The sequence below is a fragment of the Stenotrophomonas sp. GD03819 genome (assembly GCF_029841665.1).
Taxonomy (GTDB): domain Bacteria; phylum Pseudomonadota; class Gammaproteobacteria; order Xanthomonadales; family Xanthomonadaceae; genus Stenotrophomonas; species Stenotrophomonas geniculata.
Genome location: NZ_JAOCEW010000020.1, coordinates 44,194 through 63,609 on the forward strand (window position 1 = coordinate 44,194; position 19,416 = coordinate 63,609).

General features: G+C 58.6%; 15 protein-coding genes and 1 pseudogene. 11 read left to right on the plus strand and 5 right to left on the minus strand.

Translation table 11 applies throughout. The features are described from left to right. Window positions 1–9 precede the first annotated feature (9 nt). From yidA to N5D45_RS13365, 4 genes are all read left to right on the plus strand, one after another. Window positions 10–843: a sugar-phosphatase gene (gene yidA / locus N5D45_RS13350; RefSeq protein ID WP_164191559.1), complete on the plus strand. Its 834-nt coding sequence runs from the start codon at window positions 10–12 to the stop codon at window positions 841–843. A gap of 362 nt (window positions 844–1,205) precedes the next feature. Beyond that, a complete protein-coding gene (locus N5D45_RS13355) occupies window positions 1,206–3,524 on the plus strand; it encodes a TonB-dependent receptor (protein ID WP_228354886.1) in 2,319 nt (772 codons plus the stop codon). Window positions 3,525–3,619: 95 nt separating this feature from the next. Next, the gene (locus N5D45_RS13360; protein WP_345782133.1) at window positions 3,620–4,009 is read left to right on the plus strand and encodes a hypothetical protein; all 390 of its coding nucleotides are present in this window, start codon (window positions 3,620–3,622) and stop codon (window positions 4,007–4,009) included. 24 nt (window positions 4,010–4,033) lie between these two features. Then, a complete protein-coding gene (locus N5D45_RS13365; RefSeq protein WP_057503746.1) occupies window positions 4,034–4,330 on the plus strand; it encodes a hypothetical protein in 297 nt (98 codons plus the stop codon). A gap of 7 nt (window positions 4,331–4,337) precedes the next feature. Here N5D45_RS13365 and N5D45_RS13370 read toward each other — a convergent pair. Next, window positions 4,338–4,940: pseudogene (locus N5D45_RS13370) on the minus strand (ATP-binding protein); the annotation flags it as partial. Window positions 4,941–6,120: 1,180 nt separating this feature from the next. Between N5D45_RS13370 and N5D45_RS13375 the strand changes: the two are divergent. The 7 genes from N5D45_RS13375 to N5D45_RS13405 all read left to right on the plus strand — a co-directional run bounded on the left by N5D45_RS13375 (window position 6,121) and on the right by N5D45_RS13405 (window position 13,823). Further along, window positions 6,121–7,743 carry a hypothetical protein gene (locus N5D45_RS13375; protein ID WP_279939078.1) on the plus strand — a complete coding sequence of 541 codons (1,623 nt, stop codon included), beginning with the start codon at window positions 6,121–6,123 and terminating at the stop codon, window positions 7,741–7,743. 2 nt (window positions 7,744–7,745) lie between these two features. After that, window positions 7,746–9,548, plus strand: a complete 1,803-nt coding sequence (locus N5D45_RS13380; RefSeq protein WP_279939079.1) for a hypothetical protein — start codon at window positions 7,746–7,748, stop codon at window positions 9,546–9,548. Further along, window positions 9,548–9,931 (plus strand): hypothetical protein, encoded by a 384-nt coding sequence (locus N5D45_RS13385; RefSeq protein WP_279939080.1) that lies wholly within the window; start codon window positions 9,548–9,550, stop codon window positions 9,929–9,931. The genes N5D45_RS13380 and N5D45_RS13385 overlap by 1 nt, the downstream gene beginning before the upstream one ends. A gap of 419 nt (window positions 9,932–10,350) precedes the next feature. Next, window positions 10,351–10,707, plus strand: a complete 357-nt coding sequence (locus N5D45_RS13390) for a hypothetical protein (RefSeq protein WP_279939081.1) — start codon at window positions 10,351–10,353, stop codon at window positions 10,705–10,707. A 237-nt stretch (window positions 10,708–10,944) separates the two neighbouring features. Next, window positions 10,945–11,526 carry a cyclin-dependent kinase inhibitor 3 family protein gene (locus N5D45_RS13395; RefSeq protein ID WP_279939082.1) on the plus strand — a complete coding sequence of 194 codons (582 nt, stop codon included), beginning with the start codon at window positions 10,945–10,947 and terminating at the stop codon, window positions 11,524–11,526. A gap of 602 nt (window positions 11,527–12,128) precedes the next feature. Next, the gene (locus N5D45_RS13400; protein ID WP_279939083.1) at window positions 12,129–13,187 is read left to right on the plus strand and encodes a PIN domain-containing protein; all 1,059 of its coding nucleotides are present in this window, start codon (window positions 12,129–12,131) and stop codon (window positions 13,185–13,187) included. A 120-nt stretch (window positions 13,188–13,307) separates the two neighbouring features. Continuing rightward, a complete protein-coding gene (locus N5D45_RS13405; RefSeq protein ID WP_279939084.1) occupies window positions 13,308–13,823 on the plus strand; it encodes a hypothetical protein in 516 nt (171 codons plus the stop codon). A gap of 603 nt (window positions 13,824–14,426) precedes the next feature. Here the strand turns inward: N5D45_RS13405 and N5D45_RS13410 are convergent. From N5D45_RS13410 to N5D45_RS13425, 4 genes are all read right to left on the minus strand, one after another. After that, the gene (locus tag N5D45_RS13410) at window positions 14,427–15,848 is read right to left on the minus strand and encodes a UvrD-helicase domain-containing protein (RefSeq protein WP_279939085.1); all 1,422 of its coding nucleotides are present in this window, start codon (window positions 15,846–15,848) and stop codon (window positions 14,427–14,429) included. Then, window positions 15,835–17,571: an ATP-binding protein gene (locus N5D45_RS13415; protein WP_279939087.1), complete on the minus strand. Its 1,737-nt coding sequence runs from the start codon at window positions 17,569–17,571 to the stop codon at window positions 15,835–15,837. Before N5D45_RS13415 ends, N5D45_RS13410 begins: the two co-directional genes overlap by 14 nt. Before the next feature lie 69 nt (window positions 17,572–17,640). After that, on the minus strand, window positions 17,641–18,378 hold the full coding sequence (locus N5D45_RS13420) for a hypothetical protein (protein WP_279939088.1): 738 nt from the start codon (window positions 18,376–18,378) through the stop codon (window positions 17,641–17,643). Between the two features lie 168 nt (window positions 18,379–18,546). Continuing rightward, window positions 18,547–19,347: a hypothetical protein gene (locus N5D45_RS13425; protein ID WP_279939089.1), complete on the minus strand. Its 801-nt coding sequence runs from the start codon at window positions 19,345–19,347 to the stop codon at window positions 18,547–18,549. Window positions 19,348–19,416: the final 69 nt, after the last annotated feature.

A 19,416-nucleotide genomic window follows, 5' to 3' on the forward strand; every position in this document is an offset into this window, starting at 1 on the left:
TTGAACGCAATGGACATGGGCCGCAGGCAATCGACCATCGAACTGGTCGCCATCGACATGGATGGCACCCTGCTGGACCCCAGCCACACGCTCACCGCCCGGGCCAAGCAGGCCATCGCGCAGGCGCGCGCGCTGGGGGTGCACATCGTGCTGACCAGTGGCCGCCCGGTTCCCGGCCTGGCACCGTTCCTGCACGAGCTGGGCATCACCGGCGACGACGACTACTGCATCGCCTGCAATGGCGGCCTGGTGCAACGCATCGGCACGCGCGAAACCGTGGTCGAGTATCCGCTCAGCTTCGACGACTTCCTGTTCTGCGAGCAGGTGGCCCGCGACCTGGGCGTGCACTTCCAGGCCCTGGACAGCCAGCGCATGTACACGCCCAACCAGGACATCAGCTATTACACCGTGGCCGACTCGCATCTTTCGCGGATGCCGCTGTCGTATCGCCGCGTGGAAGACATGGACCCGTCGATGTCCTTCATCAAGCTGATGATGATCGACGCGCCCGACGTGCTGGATGCCGCCATCGCGCGCCTGCCCAGCGAACTGACCGAGCGCTTCGCGGTGCTGAAGAGCGCACCGTTCTTCCTGGAAGTGTTCGACCGCCGCGCCGGGAAGGGCCCGAGCCTGCAGAAGCTGGCCGCGCACCTGGGCATCGACCGCGCCAACGTGATGGCCATCGGCGACCAGGAAAACGACCTGACCATGCTGCAGTACGCCGGTACCAGCGTGGCGATGGGCAATGCCATTGATGCTGTGAAGGCGGTGGCGCGGTTTGAAACCACCAGCAATGCCGATGACGGCGTGGCGCGGGCGATCGAGCGCTTCGTCCTGCAGTAACCGCGCGGTCAGCTGTCGAGGTAGCTGCCAACCTTGGTTGGCACACGCAGACGGCAAGCGCCGACCAAGGTCGGCCCCGACCACGCCGGGGCTATACCCACGTATAATCCACCCATCCCTATCGCCATTCGCGCTGTACCACCGCGCAATGGCGAATGCGGCAGCGCGATGCAAGAATTTCGCACGTCGAAATCACGCCATCGAATTCTGAGGCAGAGGATCGTCTTCCTCTGCCACTGACCGGCGCGCACTGCGCCGTCACCCCCAACGCAATCGCATCGCCAGCCAGGGCGCCGACACCGGTGCTGCAACGCGCTGGCCGTGCACCTGCGCCGCTCTCTCCCTGCATCCTGGATCTGCCCATGAACACCCCACCCACGACACGCCTCGCCCTGGCCATCATCGCGGCCACCACCGCACCTGCGTACGCCGCAGAAACGCACGATGCCGCGCACGACACGCCCACTACACTCAACGCCCTGCAGGTCATCGCCACACCGCGCGGTGCGGCCGTGGCACCGACCCAGGTGATCGGCCCCAACCGCTACATCATCAAGGCCGAAGACCTCGACGCGATGGTCACCGGCAACAACGGCCTGGCCATGCTCAAGCAGGTGCCCGGTGCCAGCTACACCGCCACCGATGGGCTGGGCCTGGATATCTCGGCCACCAGCCTGTTCGTGCGCGGCTTCCGCATGAATGAAATGGGCATCACCTTCGAGGGCGTGCCGCTGAACGACAACGGCTTCCTCTCGCTCACCGGCACCAGCGTGGTGAACGTGGGCGTGCCCGATGGTATCGGCGCGATCACGGTCAGCCCTGGCGGCGCACCGGTCAGCGTGTTCTCCAGCAGCGTCAACGGCGGCAGCCTGGAATACCGCCTGCGCGAGCTGCAGGACACGCCCAGCCTGCGCGTGAAGCAGGGCGTGGGCAGCAACAACACGCTGGTCACCACCGTGTCCGGGCAGAGCGGCCAGCTCGGTGAGCATGGCCCGAAAGTGCTGGTCGACCTGCAGCGCGTGTCCGCCGACAAGTACCAGGGCGAGGGCACGCAGAACTTCCTGCGCGGCGACCTGAAGCTGCAGCAGGACGTCGCTTGGGGCGATGTCACCGTGTTCCTGTCCGACAGCAAGGCCAAGGTCTGGGGCTACAACAACATCTCCTTCGACATGATCCGCAAGCTGGGCTGGAAGGCCGACATCTTCTATCCCGATTATGCGTGGGCGTGGTACGTGGCCTCGCCGGAAAACGCGGACAAATCCTGCGGCGCCTACACCTGCGGTGAGCTGTCCGAACTGATTCCGTACGACACCGGCCAGACCACCCGCGACCGCGTGTCCTCGATCAACCACCGCTTCCAGATCACCCCGGCGCTGAGTGGCAACGTGCAGCTGTACAACGCCAACAGCCACACCCAGGCCACGCTGACCGACCCGACCGTACCGTCGCCCAACGGCGCACCGTTCTCCGAACAGGTACAGACGCCGCGCCTCAACCGCCTGGGCGGCATGGTCAACCTGCAGTTCGAGACCGGCGCGCACACCTTCACTGCCGGTTTCTGGCAGGAGAAGAGCAAGGCCGCGGCCAAGACCGAGTGGTACCAGCAGCCACTGCTGGGCGAGGGCCCGCCGCTGAAGGCCACCGGCCCGTTCGACGTGTACGGCCCCGCGTTCAAGACCGACAACGCATCGAGCTGGGTGACCCGCTCGCGCCAGTTCTACCTGCAGGACGACATCGTGCTGAACGACACGCTGAAGCTGGGTGTCGGCTTCAAGGCCGTGGACTTCCGCACCCGCGGTGGCGGCCTGGGTGATGCCAAGGACCGGCCGGTGAACGGCACGCTGCGCGCGAAGAGCAACTTCCTGCCGCACGTCTCGCTGTTCTGGAGCCCGACCGAATCCACCGATGCCTTCATTGACCTGGCCAACACCATGAACGGCTACCGTGTGGCCCAGCGCGGCAACATCGGCTACACCGCCTCGGCATGGACCATCACCGACCAGGAAGAGTTCGACCGCGTGGCCGGCACGCTGCGCCCGGAGAAGAACTGGAACCTCACCGTGGGCGCATCACACCGCTTCGACCGGCTGACGATCACTGGCGACGTGTTCTACAACGACATCCGTAACCGACTGCTGTCGGCCGCCATCGGTACTCAGTTCGCGCAGATCAACACGGTTCGGCTGATGCCGAAGATGCACGTGATCGGGGCCGACCTCGGCATCACCGCCGATCTGAGCGACCACCTGCAGTTCTACCAGGGCGTGGCCGTGGCCCGTTCTTACTACGACAGCGATTTCGTGGTGGGCGACATGGTGTACCCGATCAAGGGCAACGCCCAGCCAGGCTACCCACAGATCTCGCTGGTCAGCGACCTGTCCGCCCACTTCGGCGACTGGCGCTTTGGTGCCACCAGCACCTCCTACCTGCGCCAGCCGTTCACCTACGAGAACGACATCCGCGTGCCGACCTTCTGGCAGGTCAACACCTATGCCGCGTATCGATTTGGTGCGGACAGCGTAGTGCCCGGCCTGGAACTGCGGCTGGACGTGAGCAACCTGTTCAACCGGCACAACATCGGCACCGCCACCATTGCCGGCTCGTCCTTCTCGGGGGATTACCAGACCCTGCAGCGCAGCGCGCCACGGCAGCTGATGTTCAGTACCTCGATGACCTTCTGAGTAGATCCACGCCATGCGTGGATAGCTGACCCCTGCCAGAAGCACGCCTTGCGCAATCAACAGGGATTTTCTGGCGGCGACGCAAGGTTCCCACAATGTTGCTGGGTCATCCTGTCGGCATGGCTCAGTACAACCCGCGATCACCGTTGTTCGACATCCAAAGCCCGGGACGGCTCCGGCAGGCGCCGTCCGTGACGCCTGTGATCGACCTGCAGGCCGAGTACCAGTTCTGGCACGTCTACGAGCGCGTGGTCCGTCCGTTGCCCGGTGGGGGGCTGCGGCTGGCCTGGCTGGTGTGCCAGAAGGTGTACCGGGACCGGTGGCAGCACCCGGACGACAGCGACGAGGCGGCGTTGTCACGGGTGCTGTTTGGCGACAACATGACGGCTGGCCGGGCGTCGGAACTGGCGGAGCTGCACGCGCTGGTCAGCCGTCGGCTGGCGTCGCTGGCGAAGCGGGGTGTACTGTTCGGACGCGGCCGCTGAACCGCGAATTTGCCGAGAGTTCCGATGGTTCTTCTTCCTGGGCAGTACCGCATCCTGGCGTATCGCGGATTCCATGACCTGCCGCGAATGATGCTGGTAACCGATAGCGCATCAAAGCGCTGGGTGCTTGACTGTCCGTTCGAGGACGAACGGGATGACTTCGCGCCGGTGTATCGCATTCATGCCGTGGATACTGATATCGCGGGGCCTTCGGAGGTATGGGAGCGTCACACTCTTGGGCTACTGCGCGACATTGGCGCCCTTTCAGTGAATAGCCTGCAGTTTGACGAGACGCGGCGCGCCTCCTTCATCCTGATGTGATCTTTCGTCATACTCCCGGCTTTCCCCGATCCAGCTGCCGATAGCCAATCGCCTCAGCCAGATGCGCCGTCCGGATCACTTCGCAACCCGCCAGATCCGCAATCGTGCGCGCCACGCGCAGAATCCGGTGCATCGCCCGTGCGGAAAGCTGCAGACGTTCAATCGCCTGCTCAAGTAGATCCTGATCGGCCTCGCTCAGCTTCGTGCACGCCCGCAGCGCCGCCGGCGGCAGATGTGCATTGAGCCCGCCACGTGCCTGCTGCCGGGCATGGGCGGCTTCCACCCGTGCACGTACCGCAGCACTGGGCTCACCCAGCGGCGTGCTCTCCCGCAGCTCCACCGCGTCCATTCGCGTTACGCCGATATGCAGATCGATGCGGTCCAGCAGCGGGCCGGACACTCGCGCACGATAGCGGTTGATGCGCTCGTCGCTGCACAGGCAACGGTTGCTGCGGTCACCGGCCCAGCCGCACGGGCAGGGATTCATCGCAGCCACCAGTTGGAACCGCGCGGGGTACTGCACGCTGCGCGCCGCGCGGGCGATGCGGATGTGGCCGGATTCCAGTGGCTCGCGCAGGGTTTCCAGCGCGCTGCGGTTCCATTCTGGGATTAGGGTAGCATGGTACATGTCAACCGTGTCTGGGAGCGCATTGTGCACCTTCTGCGGACGTCATTGATACCCACGGCCGAGCTGAACAAGCTCGTTCCTCCGGCTGCCGCGCTCTCGGAGAATTCACTCCCGCGGCTCGAACCCTGCTTCCCTTTACTTGTTTCTCAAGATGGAAATTTCCATTGGGGGGCCTTCGCGTTTCTTCTCGACACTTTTCGGATCGACTCCACTCGCACACGACAGAAGACACTGTCCACCTATGCCGAGGGGCTGAAGAGCTGGCTTGAGTACGTAGAACACAATGGAGAAGACTGGACTAGGCCGACTGCGGTTCTTCTGAGTGAGTACCGCCGCTTCTTGTCATCAGATCCGGGCAGGAAGAGGAAGCTGGCAAGGACTACTGTCAATCTCCGGACGACGACCGTTCGTGAGTTCTACAAGTTCTTGCAGCATTGGGATGGCGCTGGCCTGGCTGATTCCCATGGCAGCTGGGACACAGAGCCAATAGCTCAGTTTCTAGCACGTACCAGTCGCCTCCGGCGTGCGAAAAGATACAAAAAACGGGTGCGGGCCATGAGTCCTGAAGAGACTTCGCTCATGGCGGCGAATCTTAGGATGCCGTACTCGCTGATATTCCTTTGGACTCTGGGCACTGGCGCCCGACGCACGACAGTCGCAGATCTCGAGCTGGACCAGCTTCCAAAGAGCATCCTAAAAATCAACTATATCGAGACCACGACGAAGGGTGGTAAGACGATCGACCTAGTTGCGACAGCTCGGCTGATACAGAGGACATTCGACTACTGTGAGACTGTCAGGAAAAAATGGGCCGCGAAGTCATTGGATGAATCCGTTCGGATCTTCCTGAATTCCAAGGGGCGCCCGGTCACATCCAAAGCGTACTACCAAGCATAAAAGCGTACTACCAAGCATTCAAACGGGTGGCAGACAAGCTTGGTCTGAAGGTGAATCCTCATATGGCAAGACATACCTTTGCGGCGAACATGGAAAGCCGTCTTGAGGCTATGGCGAGGAAGGGGGCCAACATCAACCCAATCAAGATCGTTCAGCATCTTCTGGCACACAACAGTGCGCAAACTACAGAGCTCTACTTGGCGTCTGTAAGCTCGATCGACGCCGGAACGCTGAGAGCGATGCTCGAGACTGAGGAGGCTCTAGGGTGACCCCCAGCCTAATCATACGTTTCTCAGGTGACCTTCCTGGTGACCCCGTTGATAGCTATGACTTCTCAAGCTTGGGGATCGGGGCAAAGGCCGCTAATGCACTTCTTAGCGCCTTCGGTGCAATCACCGCAACCTACAGAACGTCGAGCAGAAGGCAGGCCTGGCGGTCGCTGCGGAAGTTTGCAAGCTTCCTCGTTGAACACGGAGGTGAAGCATGGGAAGTCATGCGAAGCTCATCAGTTTCACAGAGATTCGAAGAGTGGCTGAAAGCAAAACTTCTTCTGAAGACCGGGGGGAGTCACTACAACTTTGTTCGGCAGATCTACGCATGGCTTGGTGCAAATGACTCGGCGAGATCAATTGCATGGATGAACATATACTTTCCTCACGGACGGTTCCAGCGGGAGGAAGAGTGTCGGCGCCAGAATGTCCTCTCGCGAGATGAAATTAGAAGTGTCCTTGTCGCCTCAAAGAAGGGAATCGATGAGGTCAGGGCTCGCATGCGGGTGATGAGCGCGCTAGCAACTGGCAAGGCCGTTCCTGGACTTCCCGACAAGAGTAGGGACGCCATACGCAGAATGCAGAAAGGCGTCGACAACGGCGTGATTGACAAAGGAAGGCAGTACGCCGCCGGGTACATCACCGCTGCAACTCCGTATCGCGCTTTGAAAAAATATCTGTTCTTGGAGATCCCGGACTACATTCCGTACCTGCTGTACATCGCTATTGAAACGCGAGCTAATCCGGGCGGTCTGATGGAGCTGAGCGTGGATTGTATTAGCGAGCATCCGGTGGACCCACTGAAGAAGGTCTTCACCTGGGACAAGTTTCGCGCTTCAGAACAGAACGGGGCTGCCGTAAGTGTCGAGGGCGCGTACGCCGTTCCCACATTGATTGCGGAGCTCTTGGAGTACACCAAAGTACTTCGTCAGTTTGCGGGGGCAAGGGCAGACAGGCTGTTCCTCAATCAATTCAAGGGGAGGGCGGGCATCGTATCGGTGCAGAGTTGGCACAACGAACTTGCGGTATTCATAGAGAAATTCGATCTGCCAGACTTCAACTTTGTGGATCTGAGGATCTCAGGCGCCAGGCTGCTAGGAGACCGGGGCGAGAAGATTGAACTGATACAGTCCGAGTTGCAGCACAAGAGTTCCAGAACTACCGGGCTCTACATCAGTTCACCCGAACGGAAGGGAGTGGCAGCTGCGAAGCTTCTGGGCTTCATGGGGTCGGTAGTTCGATCTGCAGAGGCGGAGCGCTCTAGACGGAGGGCATACGGAACAACGCAGGGATATGATTGTGCTGACGCCACGTCTGGCGTGGCCCCGTTATCGAGGGAGGGGAGCAAATGCACAGATTACTTGCACTGTGCTTTCTGCCCCAACAGCATCGTGGTTCTTGATAGCCCGAAGCACATCGCACGGATGATTGCTGCGAAGCACGCATTTGACGAGATGAAGGAGGCATCGAATACCTCAAGGGACGTCTCCATCAGGTACAAGCATGCCTTTGAGAGAGCTCATGAAGTTCTGGTGGCACTGCTCGGGAGAGTGCCTAAAGACATTCTGAGAGCTGGGGAGAAGCTCGCGGCTGCGGTGCCTGTCATAGTTTTGGAGTAGACATGAAATCCGCTCGCAAAAAACAAACTGAGGTCGACGAGCTTAGCCTTGATGACTTCGGCATTTGCTTCGAGTCCGACGATTGGGTTCTCCAGAGGACAGTACTCGATGGAGTTGTTGAGTGCTTGCGAATGGATCTTTCACGTGTCCCCGATGGATGGCGCTTGCCTGTAAAGCGATATCTGGCGCGGGTCATCTTGGGTAGAGTTCCGCGGTCAAGTCGATATGCCCACGTGATCTTGGAGCGGTTTCTGGTACTTAGACAGTTCGCTCAATGGTGTAGTAGTGAAGGAGCAAGGACTCCGAATGATCTGAGTGCGGATATGATCCTGCCATGGGTGGCAGCTAGCCAGGAGGTGGGGAGAAAGGCGGCTGGTGCCAAGCGCACGCGAGCTAAGTTCCTTAATGTTGAAGATTTTCTGTTGGATGCGGCTATAGACTCGAAGACCCTACGTGCAGAGATCATTAGAGTCGGACGAAGGTTGGCGAAGGCTTCCTCCTTAGAAGAGAAGAATCGGTCGCTGCCGATTGACGCAGCTGAAGCTGACTACCTCGCGCTTCTCGCCGACGCAATCATCCTAGTGGAGCAGGATGGTGAGGCGGTGGTGGGCTTTCTGCAGCACGCCTTGGCTAGTGAGGTTGGGCGAGTTAACTCGGCAGGGGGGAGATCAGCATCGTTCTATGAGGCTAAGCGGGCTCTGCCCTTCGAAGGTTTCAAATCTAAGGCGCTCAGACATCTAGATCCTCGCGTGGGCTATGGTGAGCAGAACATGCTCCAGATCGCCGAAGGTGCTGCAGTCTTCATCATTTGCATGCTCAGCTCAATGCGGCCCTCCGAAGTTCGCCGGGTTACGACGAAGAGCGTTCGCTCCGGCGGAGCACACCATGATTCTGGTGATGGACGAGTGCCCGACGTGATCGAGGGTGTTCTTAGCAAATCTCGCAGGCAGCATGAGTGGATTTCTGCTCCTGCTGTCTCCGATGCATTGAACTTTCTGGAGCGACTTGGACGTCCCATCCGGGAAGAGGTTGGGACTACGGCTCTGTTCGTTCTGGGGATGTACAGAGGACGCGCGCGAGCGGAGGCTCGAGGAGATGAGCGGATAGCCAGGGTAGATAGCTACGCGGGCCTGCGCACCAGCATGAGGGTTTTCGCGAAGGCAAGTTTGCCGGAGTTCGATTCAGAAAAGATCCAGTTTCGTCCGCTGCGGCGCTTCCTGGCGCGCTTCATAGCAAGACGTGACCGGACCAGTTTAGGGGCGCTGGCATACCAGTATGGACACCTGGAGGCGAGGATCACCGATACATACTACGTTGGGCTTGATCGGGACCTGTCACTGCTGCTCGACGAAGAGCAGGCAAACGAGGTGGTCAGCGCTATGGATGACTTGGTCAATGCTGAAGCGGTTTTTACCAATCTTCCCGAGCAAGTAATGGCCTCAAGTCTGTTGCGGATGAGTGATGTGCTGGATCGAGCCTCGACCAATCGAGAAGTCATGCAAATGCTCGGGTCTGGCGTGGTGCTTGGTCCCTGTGACTGGGGCTACTGCTTCTACCGCGAGAATCGGAGCCGCTGTGAGGGTAATGCAATGGGACCGAACGCGGCCAAGCGGACGCCTGGTACGTGCGCTGGTTGTTTGAACTTCACCGCTACTGCTAAGCACGCTCCTTGGTGGGAGCTTCGACGGCAAGACCTGAAAGAATTTCTTAAGCTGAGGGGCATCCCGGAGCAGTCTCGTCTGATTGCTGAGGGGCGCTTGTCTTCTGCAGAGCTGATTCTGAAGAAGATCAAAGGGGGTTCCTGATGCGTCAGCGTGTTCTAGCCGAGGTGGAAGCCCAGATCGCGCTCTGGAGGTTGGGAGGTCCTGTGCCGACAGTAGTGTCCGTTGCTGCTGCTTGTGGCATTACCAGGCAGGCGCTCTACCGGTCGCACCGTTTGGCCCTTGAGAGACTCAATGCCGCGCGGTCGGCGGAGAGCATCCCCACTAAGCGCGCGACCGAAATGCTGAAGCTGGAGATGCTTAGAACTCGCTATGAAGCGGAGAAAGCAAAGGTGAAGCTACTCACAACGCTATGCGGGGAGCTGGCCGCCGAACTGACAGACGTTCGCGAGAAGCTTGTCCAAGAGCGCGGACGGGCAGAAAGGTACAAGCAGCAGAACAATGAGCTCTCCAAGCGGTTCAAGTAGGCAGAGCAGTCAGCGAGTCCTACACCGGGTGGGCAGCTAATGAGGGACCTGAAGTGATCCGTTGCATGCTGCAGGTCACAGCTGAGCCGACGCTAGCAGCGAGGAGGCTGGCATATTCAGTGCCTTGGCGATCCGAACGATCGTTGAGAGCCTGCAGTCCTTCTTGCCTTGTTCGATATGTCCTAGCTGGGTCCTGTGCATTCCCAGTTGAGCCGCGAACTCCTCCTGAGATACGCCCAGCGCCAGTCTGCCGTCCTTGATGGCGGCGCCTAGGGCTAGCTGGTGCGGAGGAGCATTCACACCCGCCAGCTTTCGCCGTGCAGTACTTTTGGTCTACAGTACTTACGGTAGCATCATGGGCGCGGGTGGCATAGGGCCTTGATGCGAGTGGCTGGCCCGTACTTTGACAGAGTGGCGACATGAGCTTCTTCTTAGTGGATGCTGACTCAGAGTTCACCTTGGAGCTATTGCTGACCAAGGAGTCAGAGCTGGATCTTCGCCGCCAGATTGAGAAGCTCCAACAAGGCGCCGACTCACGGGCGATCTCGCGACGCTTGGCTGACGAGCTTTCTCGCCTGATACCAGAGCTGCTTGATTGGGACATTAAGCGACCGACGAAGTCGCAGATCGCCTATGCGCGATCAATCTGCTATCGCCTGGGGATCGAGCTGCCTCCCCACGCCATGGAGTCGCGTCAGGCAATGCACCTGTTCATTGCATCCAGAGGCGCATCGGCGACACAGATGGGGGCAGCTGATGGAACGGATGTGATCTAGGTCGGCACCAGCTCAAGTTGGTCAGATGAGCCAGATGCAGCGGTACGACGGCGCGACTGGGTAAGTCTGATAGGGGCAGCGCGGCCAAGCGTACCTGTGGACCTCCAGTCAGGCGTTCAACCTGCAAAGGAAGCTTGCCATTGTCCCGCAAAGGCCCCCCAGCTTGGACGCGGCCCAGGATCGATCGCGCCGGTGAACATTCACAAGCAACACTGTGGCTCCCCGTGGAGGGCCGAGATGATCAGAACAAGCCACACACATGCATTGGTTATTGGAACACTGCCGGTGGGAGCGAATGGCGGTGCAATTGGCATCACCTTCGCACCCGGGAAGTACCAGGAAGCCGCCATGACCGGGGCCTGGGCCAGGGATCTGGATCTCGATCTAGACTCAATTGTCGCCTGGGGGGCACGACATCTGATTTCGCTGATCGAGGAATGGGAGTTCGAAGAGCTCCGAATCCTGGGACTTCCAGAACGTGCAGCGGCGCACGGGCTTCTATGGTATGGACTTCCCATCACCGATGGGGCGGCCCCGGATACACGCTTGCTGGAGCCGTGGCAGTCCTTGGGGCCTAAGCTCACGGGCTCCCTGCTGGCGGGCGAGAAGGTAATTGTTCATTGCAAGGGAGGGCTTGGACGTGCAGGAACCGTAGCGTCGATGTTGCTTCTTCAGGCAGGAGGTGCCGTTGACGGTAGCGATGCCATTTCCCAGGTGCGAGCAGCCCGTCCCGGAGCCATTGAAACGGAAGAGCAGGAGAACTTCGTAAGGGGATGGGCAGATAGAGTGACCGCACTCCACCATCGTAGGCCAATTTGAAGGGGTTGAGCTTGTGGTCTGCAGCGGATGCATTGCCAGCGACAACGCCGAACTTCATTGCCAGAACAATGGCCTGTAAGGCGGACTTCATTCGGGTCGCTCCTTGGTCCAGAGTAGTTCCCGTACCCTGTGACAGATCGTGGGGCAGTTGGATTCAGCAGCAAAGCTACCCCCGGAGCGACTAATAGAAGCAGGTCGCTAGTTGGATATCAGTAATGTCTGTGAGATATGAATCGCGAACAGTCGATCCTGGCTGATCTTCGCGACCGCTTGGCGAGCTGGGCACGTTCATGGCCCGTCATCAGCTGACGAGCCTTGCTGTTGTGCTCACCCAGCGCAACCCTTTCAGGCGCAGGGCAAGTTCCCTAGGGATCCAGTTCGGCGTCAGACACTCTGGGGCGCGTCGTCAGTTCGTTCGAAATCATGCTGCGCACCCTGTACCGGCAAGAATTGCATCTTGAAGTGATGGCTTGGCCCTCACTCTGGTAGCTAAGAAATGGGGGGCTGCGTTAGGCTTTACGCGTGGCGAGCCAAATCGCCACTGGGCGCCAGGGAAAGTCCAGGAACAACCAATGCAGCAGCGAGTTCGGAAAGGCTAGGAGATGGCAGCGAAACGAGCGCAACGGGTTTTTGTAGATGCAAACGTCTGGATCAGCTGGGGCTATCAACTCAGCAAAGCTGAGGCTTCCACCCTTGCGGACCTGGTGGAGCATGAGCTTGTACGGGTAGTGGTCACGGATCTGACCGTGATCGAAGTTGCCAAGCGATTCAGGGATATTGATTTCGAAAAGCTTGAGCCCCTGACCAAGGCGGACATACGTGGTTTGGCCAAGCAGCACATGGATCTTGCCATCCCAGTGGTTGATCGTGAGCAACTACGCAGCTCGCTGTTCGGCGGACATCTGGATGCGGTAAAGCGCCGACTTCACAACCGCTTCAATGCTGAGGTTCGCAGCATTGATGCCGTCAAGCCAAGTGAGGTCTTAACTCATTACACCGACGGCACGGGACTGTTTGGGCCGGCAGGCAAGAAGAATCAGTTCCCTGATGCATTCATATTTTCCGCTATTACTAGCGATCTGAGTGAGCGCAATCCACTGATTGTCCTATCACACGATGGTGACTTCGCTAGCGCCTGTGAGAAGACGCCGCACATTCAACGTGTCACTTCCATGGCTGCGCTGCTGAAGACACTCGCCATTGAACCAGAGGGAGCTGAAACTATTGCATTGGTCATCGCCGCACGCAGCCAGTTCGAGTCTGCCCTAACCGAGATGCTTCAGGACTATGGAGTTGAAGCAACGGATGTCGAGGACGCTGAGATCGATGTGCACTATGTTCAACGAGTTTCAGAGCTTCAATTGACCGGGCTCTACAGGGTTAGCGAGGAAGACAACAAGTACATCGGATTTGGGAACTGCGCGGTTGAGGTATTCATCAGCTTCACCCATCCTGACTGGGATACGGCAACTTGGGATAGTGAAGATAGGGTGCCAATTCCGCATAGAAACGTCGACGGTGAGATGGACGTTGACATTGATGACATTAGATTCAGCTTCCTCGTTGAGATCGAGAACGGCGTTGTCGGAAACGTGTCGAACTGCGAGGTTAGAGGGACTCGGGGAATCATGACCCAACTGCAGTCGCCTTGGGATTACTGAGCGATGATTGCAATGTTTCAGTGAGAAGGTTGAATGGATCTAAGTAGTCAGATTGGTCTTTGGACCGTAGTATTTGCGGGCCTTTCCGCAGCAGCGGCAGCGGTGTCGGCATTCGTATCCATGGCTGCAGTTCTTCTGCCGATGAGAGTCCAGCGTAGCCAGCGAATGCTTGACCAGGCAATCCAGTCCCTGGAGCGCGCCTATGAGGCTCTCTCGGCCGGTGCGGACAGTGGGCCTCCGATTGCAGACCGTCTTGCGTGGCTGACGGCCGCCCGTCTGCTTCAGCAGTACGAGATGATCAAGGTGCTGGTCATCGCTAAGGAGCACAAGTTGGTGCTTGTGGAGCAAGAAGAGTATTGGCGGCATCGCTTCTACGTCCTACTTGCTCCGCTAGCGATGCGCGCGCCCAGCTATTACAGTGACAAGGGCGTATCTCGAGCTGGCAAGGGAAGAGGGCCCATCGAGCCGATGTCCGCTGTGGTAGTGAATCGATTCGCCCATTGGCCTGACGGTAAGTTGGATCCCCTGCCGACGCTTGAACGCGAATCGCTGTCCTCTACCGACAGCTTCCTGAAAGGGAACGTTGCACTTAGGGAGTACCTCGTTGATGGTGGCTATCTGAGAGAGCCATCATGAGGTCAGGCGCCGGCAGGTACGTCGGCTAGTTCGGCTCGGACGGCAATGAAAGTGGATCTGACTATCGCTTGAGTTGTCCAGGCGGATTACCGTTCGTAGAGAGCACGGGGTACGATCCGCACCTGGTTGCTGAGGTAGACGTGCTCACACCCGCCCGACAGATCCTTCGTGACCCCAGCGCCGTGCGCGAGGCATTGGCTGCGCACTGGCCCAGCGCGGCCCACCTCAGCAAAGCATTGGCCCCAGCCCACGGCGGAGACGACCGTGCAACCACGATGCATCGTTCAGGGCTTCTGTTGGCGGTATCGTTGCAAATCCGACACCCAGCTATCGCTATCCCATCTGGCAGTTCCATCCTGATAGTCAGCCGGCAGCCCTCTTGACCGAGATCTTGGCCGAGATCTTGGCAGTGTTACGTGATTCCGGTCCGTTCCAGCGAGAGAAAGATGGACTAAGCCAGCACCGCTGGCTGGGGCGAGGTTGAATGATTCCTGTCCCCGCATGCCTTGCTGAACGGCGCTACGCCGGCGGCAGTGCTTGTCGAGGACCCGGCCCGTGTACTGTTTTTGGCACAGGTCGAGTTCCAACGAGAGGCCTGATGGATCACCCGGGCTGGGGCGTGAGTATCGGTGTGGATGAGCACACGACGAGGCGATTGGAGCCTCGCGTCATCGCCACGTAGAGATGCCGTGCATCCATACTCTCTGGGGAGGAAATCACTGCTACTTCAGCTTCCAGCCCCTTGAGCAGCAAAGTGCTTCCGATCGCGCGCCGAGCAAGCTGCCTGCTCTCATGTCGATTTCGCTCTCTTTCGCGCAAGGTCGCAGCGGCGAATGAACTGTTGCCACCGTCAGCAATCTGCAAAGCGCGCAAGCACCCGTACAAAACATCCGGACGAAAAACTCGGGCATTATCCTGTTGTGTCAAGGCGCGAAGCGCAGTCGCAGCCAACGCATACGTTGGCGTAGCAGCGAAATCGACAAGCGCGGCCTCTGCGGGCGTCGGCGGTTTGAGCGCGGTCCCCCTGCGCAGACTATCCAATCTGGAGAGTAGTGTTGCTGCACCGACTTGAGTCATTGTATCGGCGGCAAAGCTCACGAGCCTTCCCAAAGCATCCGGCGCATCGGGGTTGAAGCTCTGTCCGAAAGCCGTGAGATCGGCGAGATCCACAGGCTCAACCGCAGTAGCGCCAGGAGTCTGACTTGCCATCTGGCGCCTACCACGGGGATTACGGCTGTCTCCAATGACGAGAACTTGTCCGTCAGGCGTCACGGGACGTGTTAGCGCTGCGGTTAGTCGCTGGAGCTCTTCGGTGCCCGGCTGCAACTGAACCCAGCTAACCTCGGTTGGCGCCGTTCGCAGGTCAATCGATCCGCCGGTTTGAAGAGCGTGCCGGCAGTCGAGCAACCACCTGCCCAGCTGAGGTGTGCCTGCGTTTATCCATCGCCAAGGAACGTTGAGCTCGCCGATCGAAGGAAACTGTCGCAGAACCTGGTTGTTCCAGTCCACCAGCCGATTTCCGCCGAACCCAAAGATTGCCTGCATTGGGTCACCAAGAACACATGTCGGTATCACCACGGCAAGTGCCGTGATCAGCTCATGTTGTAGAACATTGCAATCCTGGTACTCATCAATGACAACACGGGCATAGGTTGAGGCGAGGGCGTCGCTGAGGTCGCCGCTCTGGAGAAGGCGCCACGCGGCCAAGCGAATCGCTGGGTAATCCCCGCCTGGGTTTCTCAACTCAAGTGTCTGTGCCGATATGCCACTCCGCGCAGGAAAGAGGCCTGCCAAGCGCATGGCAAACCCGTCGAGTGTGGCAATTCGATACTTCGCAGACGGGACAAGGCCACGTCGCATGCGGAGTCGAAGAGCGGTTACACCTGCATTTGTGTGAGTAAGCACCAGGATCGGCTTCGACTCCACATGCCGGATCAGGGTGTCCGCGATGAGCTGAGTTTTGCCACAGCCTGCGGGTGCCGTGATGGCACCCAGCCGGTGCGCTAGCAAGTCATGCTGGTGCATGCGCCCAACCATACAGGCGGTTTATGAGATCGGCGAAGCCAGCCTCCACGTTCTGTAGATTTGGAGCCACGATATCTCGTGATAGATCTTCAAATTTTGTTAATGACTTAAACCAACCATTCTTCCGGTGGCGAGACGCCATTGCGAGCGTCTGGCGAACCTCTTGGGTGTAGGGCGCGCCGGAGGCACGCATCGTACGTATGCCGTCCAAGGTGATAGTCCCATTTGATTGGGTCTGGATGTGAGATGCGACAAGATCATCATCGAGCAGTGAGATAGCTCTGTTGAGCAGGCCGTCAACAGCAACGTCCGACAAGCTGAGGAAGAGCTCATCCTCGAGAGCGCGGCCGGGACGCCATGTGAGGGTTTGGCCACCCCACTGCGTGAAAGCATGAGTGACCGCCTCGGTAGGTGGCTTGTCGGCATCGACCAACACCATGACGTTATAGCCAAGGCGCAACAGCGCTTGACCCCGAATGAAGCATCGGTCGGGATCGCCACCCCCCACATTAACGTAGGCGGTCCCTGCCGAAAGCATGGAACTTCCGTAGATCTCGGTCCAGTAGTGGTCCAGGCCGCGTACAAACCCTACCTCGCTCGCACCTTCGCATACGATCACCTTACGAGCCAGGAACGCCTCAGGGTCAGCGCGGACTGTGCTCTGCACATCATCGGCGCTACCAACCAGTTGAACATAGGTAACTCCGTCGTTGTACTTCCTGACAACGAAAATTTGATCCCCGGACAGTTCACGAACTGCGACCGGGGAATGCGTGGTCATGAATACCTGCAGGGGCGCAGGCCTCTCTTTCGCTCCTAGGGAATTCAACAGTAGCGTTAGCCGATGAGGCTCAAGCCCATACTCCACTTCATCGACTAGAACGATAGAAGCGCGCTGGGCTGCCTGGCGCTGCAGTCCGGCCACCAATAGGCGTGACGAGCCGGTTCCTAGGGCACGAAGCGGCACGCCTGCCGCATCGTGCAGAGAGATCGCTCCGTCTCCAATAGACACCGACTGAGCATCTAGCAGAGCCTGTACGGAGCCGCCAGTGGGAACTCCTAGGTTGTTTGCCGTCTGGGCGACCGTTTGCAGGGTCTTGCCCAACTGGGCACCGGCCTGATCACCAAAGTTCAGTCGTGCTTCGCGAGCGGCCCGCGCTAGCTCCGAAGTCAACTCAGGCCGCTCCTCGGACAGCCGATTCAGAACTGAAGTCCGGCTCCAGGAGAGGTTGGAGCTGGCGTAGGTGCCGAGCCTTGCAGGAGCGAGCACAAGTCGTTCCTTCCAAGCAATGTGACGCTCAAGTCCAAGCGCCTGCGCACGAGCTGATACCAGCGTCCATGTCGGTTCGAGGTCGCTCGTCACTGTAAGGCGAAGCACTAAGGCAGTCTCGATGCCATGCCTCGGCTCCTCCTCCACGTTGCCCGTGGCGGCATCGTATCCGCGCAGGTAGTTCCCATAGGAATCAAGGTCCTTCAAAGCGTCGGGTAAACCACCGAGCGTGAGAACGATCACGATCGGTTGAGCGACATCCAGACGGTGGAAGTCGGTGTCCGCGAAAGACAAGGCTCTCCTGGCGCCAAGACATAGATCGATGGCATCCAGGATGGTGCTCTTTCCGCTATCACCTGGCCCGATGAGGCAGTTCAGTCCTGATACCGGGTACCAACTTAACGACTGGATGGACCTGAAGTTGTAGATCTCAACCTTGCGGATCTGTGCCACTCCCCCTCCTATGCTATGTCACCGGTGCAAATTCCGAACACGAGCTACACTGAAGCCAGTCCAGATTTGCTAGATGCGCTGCGTCCGCAAGACGTTTGACATCCGGCGCCCCGACAGCCACTGCTCATAAGTCAGCATGGTGTTCCACGACTTCTCCTTAGTCATTTTCTGCACGCCTTGCTCTCCCATCTCGAGATAGGCAATGAGGGTCTTGGTGTTGGCATCCTTGCCCCAGCGGTAGCGCGGCTTGTTGTCGTCTAAAGAGCCTTGCCGTGAGGGCGCATCTGGGAGGAACAAGATGGACTCTTCGCCATCGGCGTTGAATGAGACATCTTTGGTCGTATCACCCGACTTCCAAATAGCGTGGCGCTCCGCCTCGATGTAGTGGGGGAGGTGAGCCCAGATCTTGTATCCGAACAATGATTCTCCGCCATGCAACGAAATGTACTCTTCCACGTTCTGTTCGCAGCATGACTGCCGAGACCACAGCTCTGGCGTGCATTGGATGAAGAATGGATTTGACTCACTAATTGTCTGGCAGAACTTAACGATATCCTCGGTTATCTCGGAGGGTGTGGTGAGCTTTCGAGGGTCGACGAGGCGATCGATCTCCACGGGAATCTGCTCGCGAGAGAAAGGCTTGGGTTGTGTCGCTGCGTAAGCGCGGGCCGCCTTGTTCTTGCTCTTGCGCTTCTGTTGCCGGCGTTCCTTGTTTGTGCTCAAAGTGCTCTCCCTGTCTTCTATGTTTTGACCGGACCGTACTGTCCGGCTGTTTGGAAAATATTTAGAGATTGATTCGATCGCCATCTTATAGATCTGATCATAAGCGTGGCCGTCACGCCCAACAAGCAATGGAGCATCGTGAGATAGGTGCCGATCTCTCGAACGTTACAGCCTGGTGTGATACCACTCGGAGAGCGCCCCACGGATGACGGCACGGATCGAGGTCCACTGGGAATGGGTGCCGCAATGTGTCTAAGGGGCCCTTGCCCTAGCCACTACGTCGACGAATGATGCTCTTACGCAGATCAGGTGCTTCTTCTCGCTGTCCCGGGCGACAACGATCCCCGCGAAAGCAGGCAGATGCGTCGTTTGGTCCTTGAAGTCATGGACAACAAAGACTGGCCCGCCACTTATTCCGCTAGGATCGGGTGCACGAACCATCTTCTCTTTACCGCGATAGACGCGCTTTAGGTCGATCTCTATCGCGAAGTAGTACCGCGGATCGTATCCAGCTTTCTCGACGGCGGAGTCGCTCGCAACGAGCCCGTGATAGCTATAGGGCCTGCGCGTAACCTTCCAGTTCCATTCGCTGTTCTTTGAAGATGGGAATCCACACGCTGCCAGGTACAGCCGGTCGTGAAGCTCGCCCTGATGAACCAAGGATACTGAGATCGGCTCAACGGCTAGAGCTGTTACATCTAAGGCATTGGCTTTTAGGATCGCTAAGTCCAGTGTTTTGCCGTCGCTCGTCGTCAAGATACTCAGCTGGAATGGATGCAGTTCAACCGGTCCGTCTATGCCGGCAGCGCGTAGCTGGTTTTCCCCTATGTCGTACTCATTGCCCTGATCTCGATCCAGGACGTGGCGCGCCGTAACCATAAGGCGAGCACCTTGGACATCCATCACGGTGATTGTTCCAGCGTGGTATGGCCTATCCTTGCAATCAATCCTAAGGTTTGGAAAGAACGTGTTCTGGACAGATCTGATTCGCTCAGAGGCTACGTCATCAAGGGTTCTTGGATGAAAAGAATCCATCGGCTCGGCTCGTTTCATGCGTTAAGTATGCCGTTTAATAGCTGGAATGAGGCAGAGGTTGCAGCGCCGGCCTTCCTAGCAGTACTT

Excerpts from the sequence above, each read along its gene's own strand:
- yidA (WP_164191559.1), top strand. The coding sequence starts at position 10 with ATGGACATGGGCCGCAGGCAATCGACCATCGAACTGGTCGCCATCGAC.
- N5D45_RS13355 (WP_228354886.1), top strand. The coding sequence starts at position 1,206 with ATGAACACCCCACCCACGACACGCCTCGCCCTGGCCATCATCGCGGCC.
- N5D45_RS13360 (WP_345782133.1), top strand. The coding sequence starts at position 3,620 with ATGTTGCTGGGTCATCCTGTCGGCATGGCTCAGTACAACCCGCGATCA.
- N5D45_RS13365 (WP_057503746.1), top strand. The coding sequence starts at position 4,034 with ATGGTTCTTCTTCCTGGGCAGTACCGCATCCTGGCGTATCGCGGATTC.
- N5D45_RS13380 (WP_279939079.1), top strand. The coding sequence starts at position 7,746 with ATGAAATCCGCTCGCAAAAAACAAACTGAGGTCGACGAGCTTAGCCTT.
- N5D45_RS13385 (WP_279939080.1), top strand. The coding sequence starts at position 9,548 with ATGCGTCAGCGTGTTCTAGCCGAGGTGGAAGCCCAGATCGCGCTCTGG.
- N5D45_RS13390 (WP_279939081.1), top strand. The coding sequence starts at position 10,351 with ATGAGCTTCTTCTTAGTGGATGCTGACTCAGAGTTCACCTTGGAGCTA.
- N5D45_RS13395 (WP_279939082.1), top strand. The coding sequence starts at position 10,945 with ATGATCAGAACAAGCCACACACATGCATTGGTTATTGGAACACTGCCG.
- N5D45_RS13400 (WP_279939083.1), top strand. The coding sequence starts at position 12,129 with ATGGCAGCGAAACGAGCGCAACGGGTTTTTGTAGATGCAAACGTCTGG.
- N5D45_RS13405 (WP_279939084.1), top strand. The coding sequence starts at position 13,308 with ATGGCTGCAGTTCTTCTGCCGATGAGAGTCCAGCGTAGCCAGCGAATG.
- N5D45_RS13410 (WP_279939085.1), bottom strand. The coding sequence starts at position 15,848 with ATGCACCAGCATGACTTGCTAGCGCACCGGCTGGGTGCCATCACGGCA.
- N5D45_RS13420 (WP_279939088.1), bottom strand. The coding sequence starts at position 18,378 with ATGGCGATCGAATCAATCTCTAAATATTTTCCAAACAGCCGGACAGTA.
- N5D45_RS13425 (WP_279939089.1), bottom strand. The coding sequence starts at position 19,347 with ATGAAACGAGCCGAGCCGATGGATTCTTTTCATCCAAGAACCCTTGAT.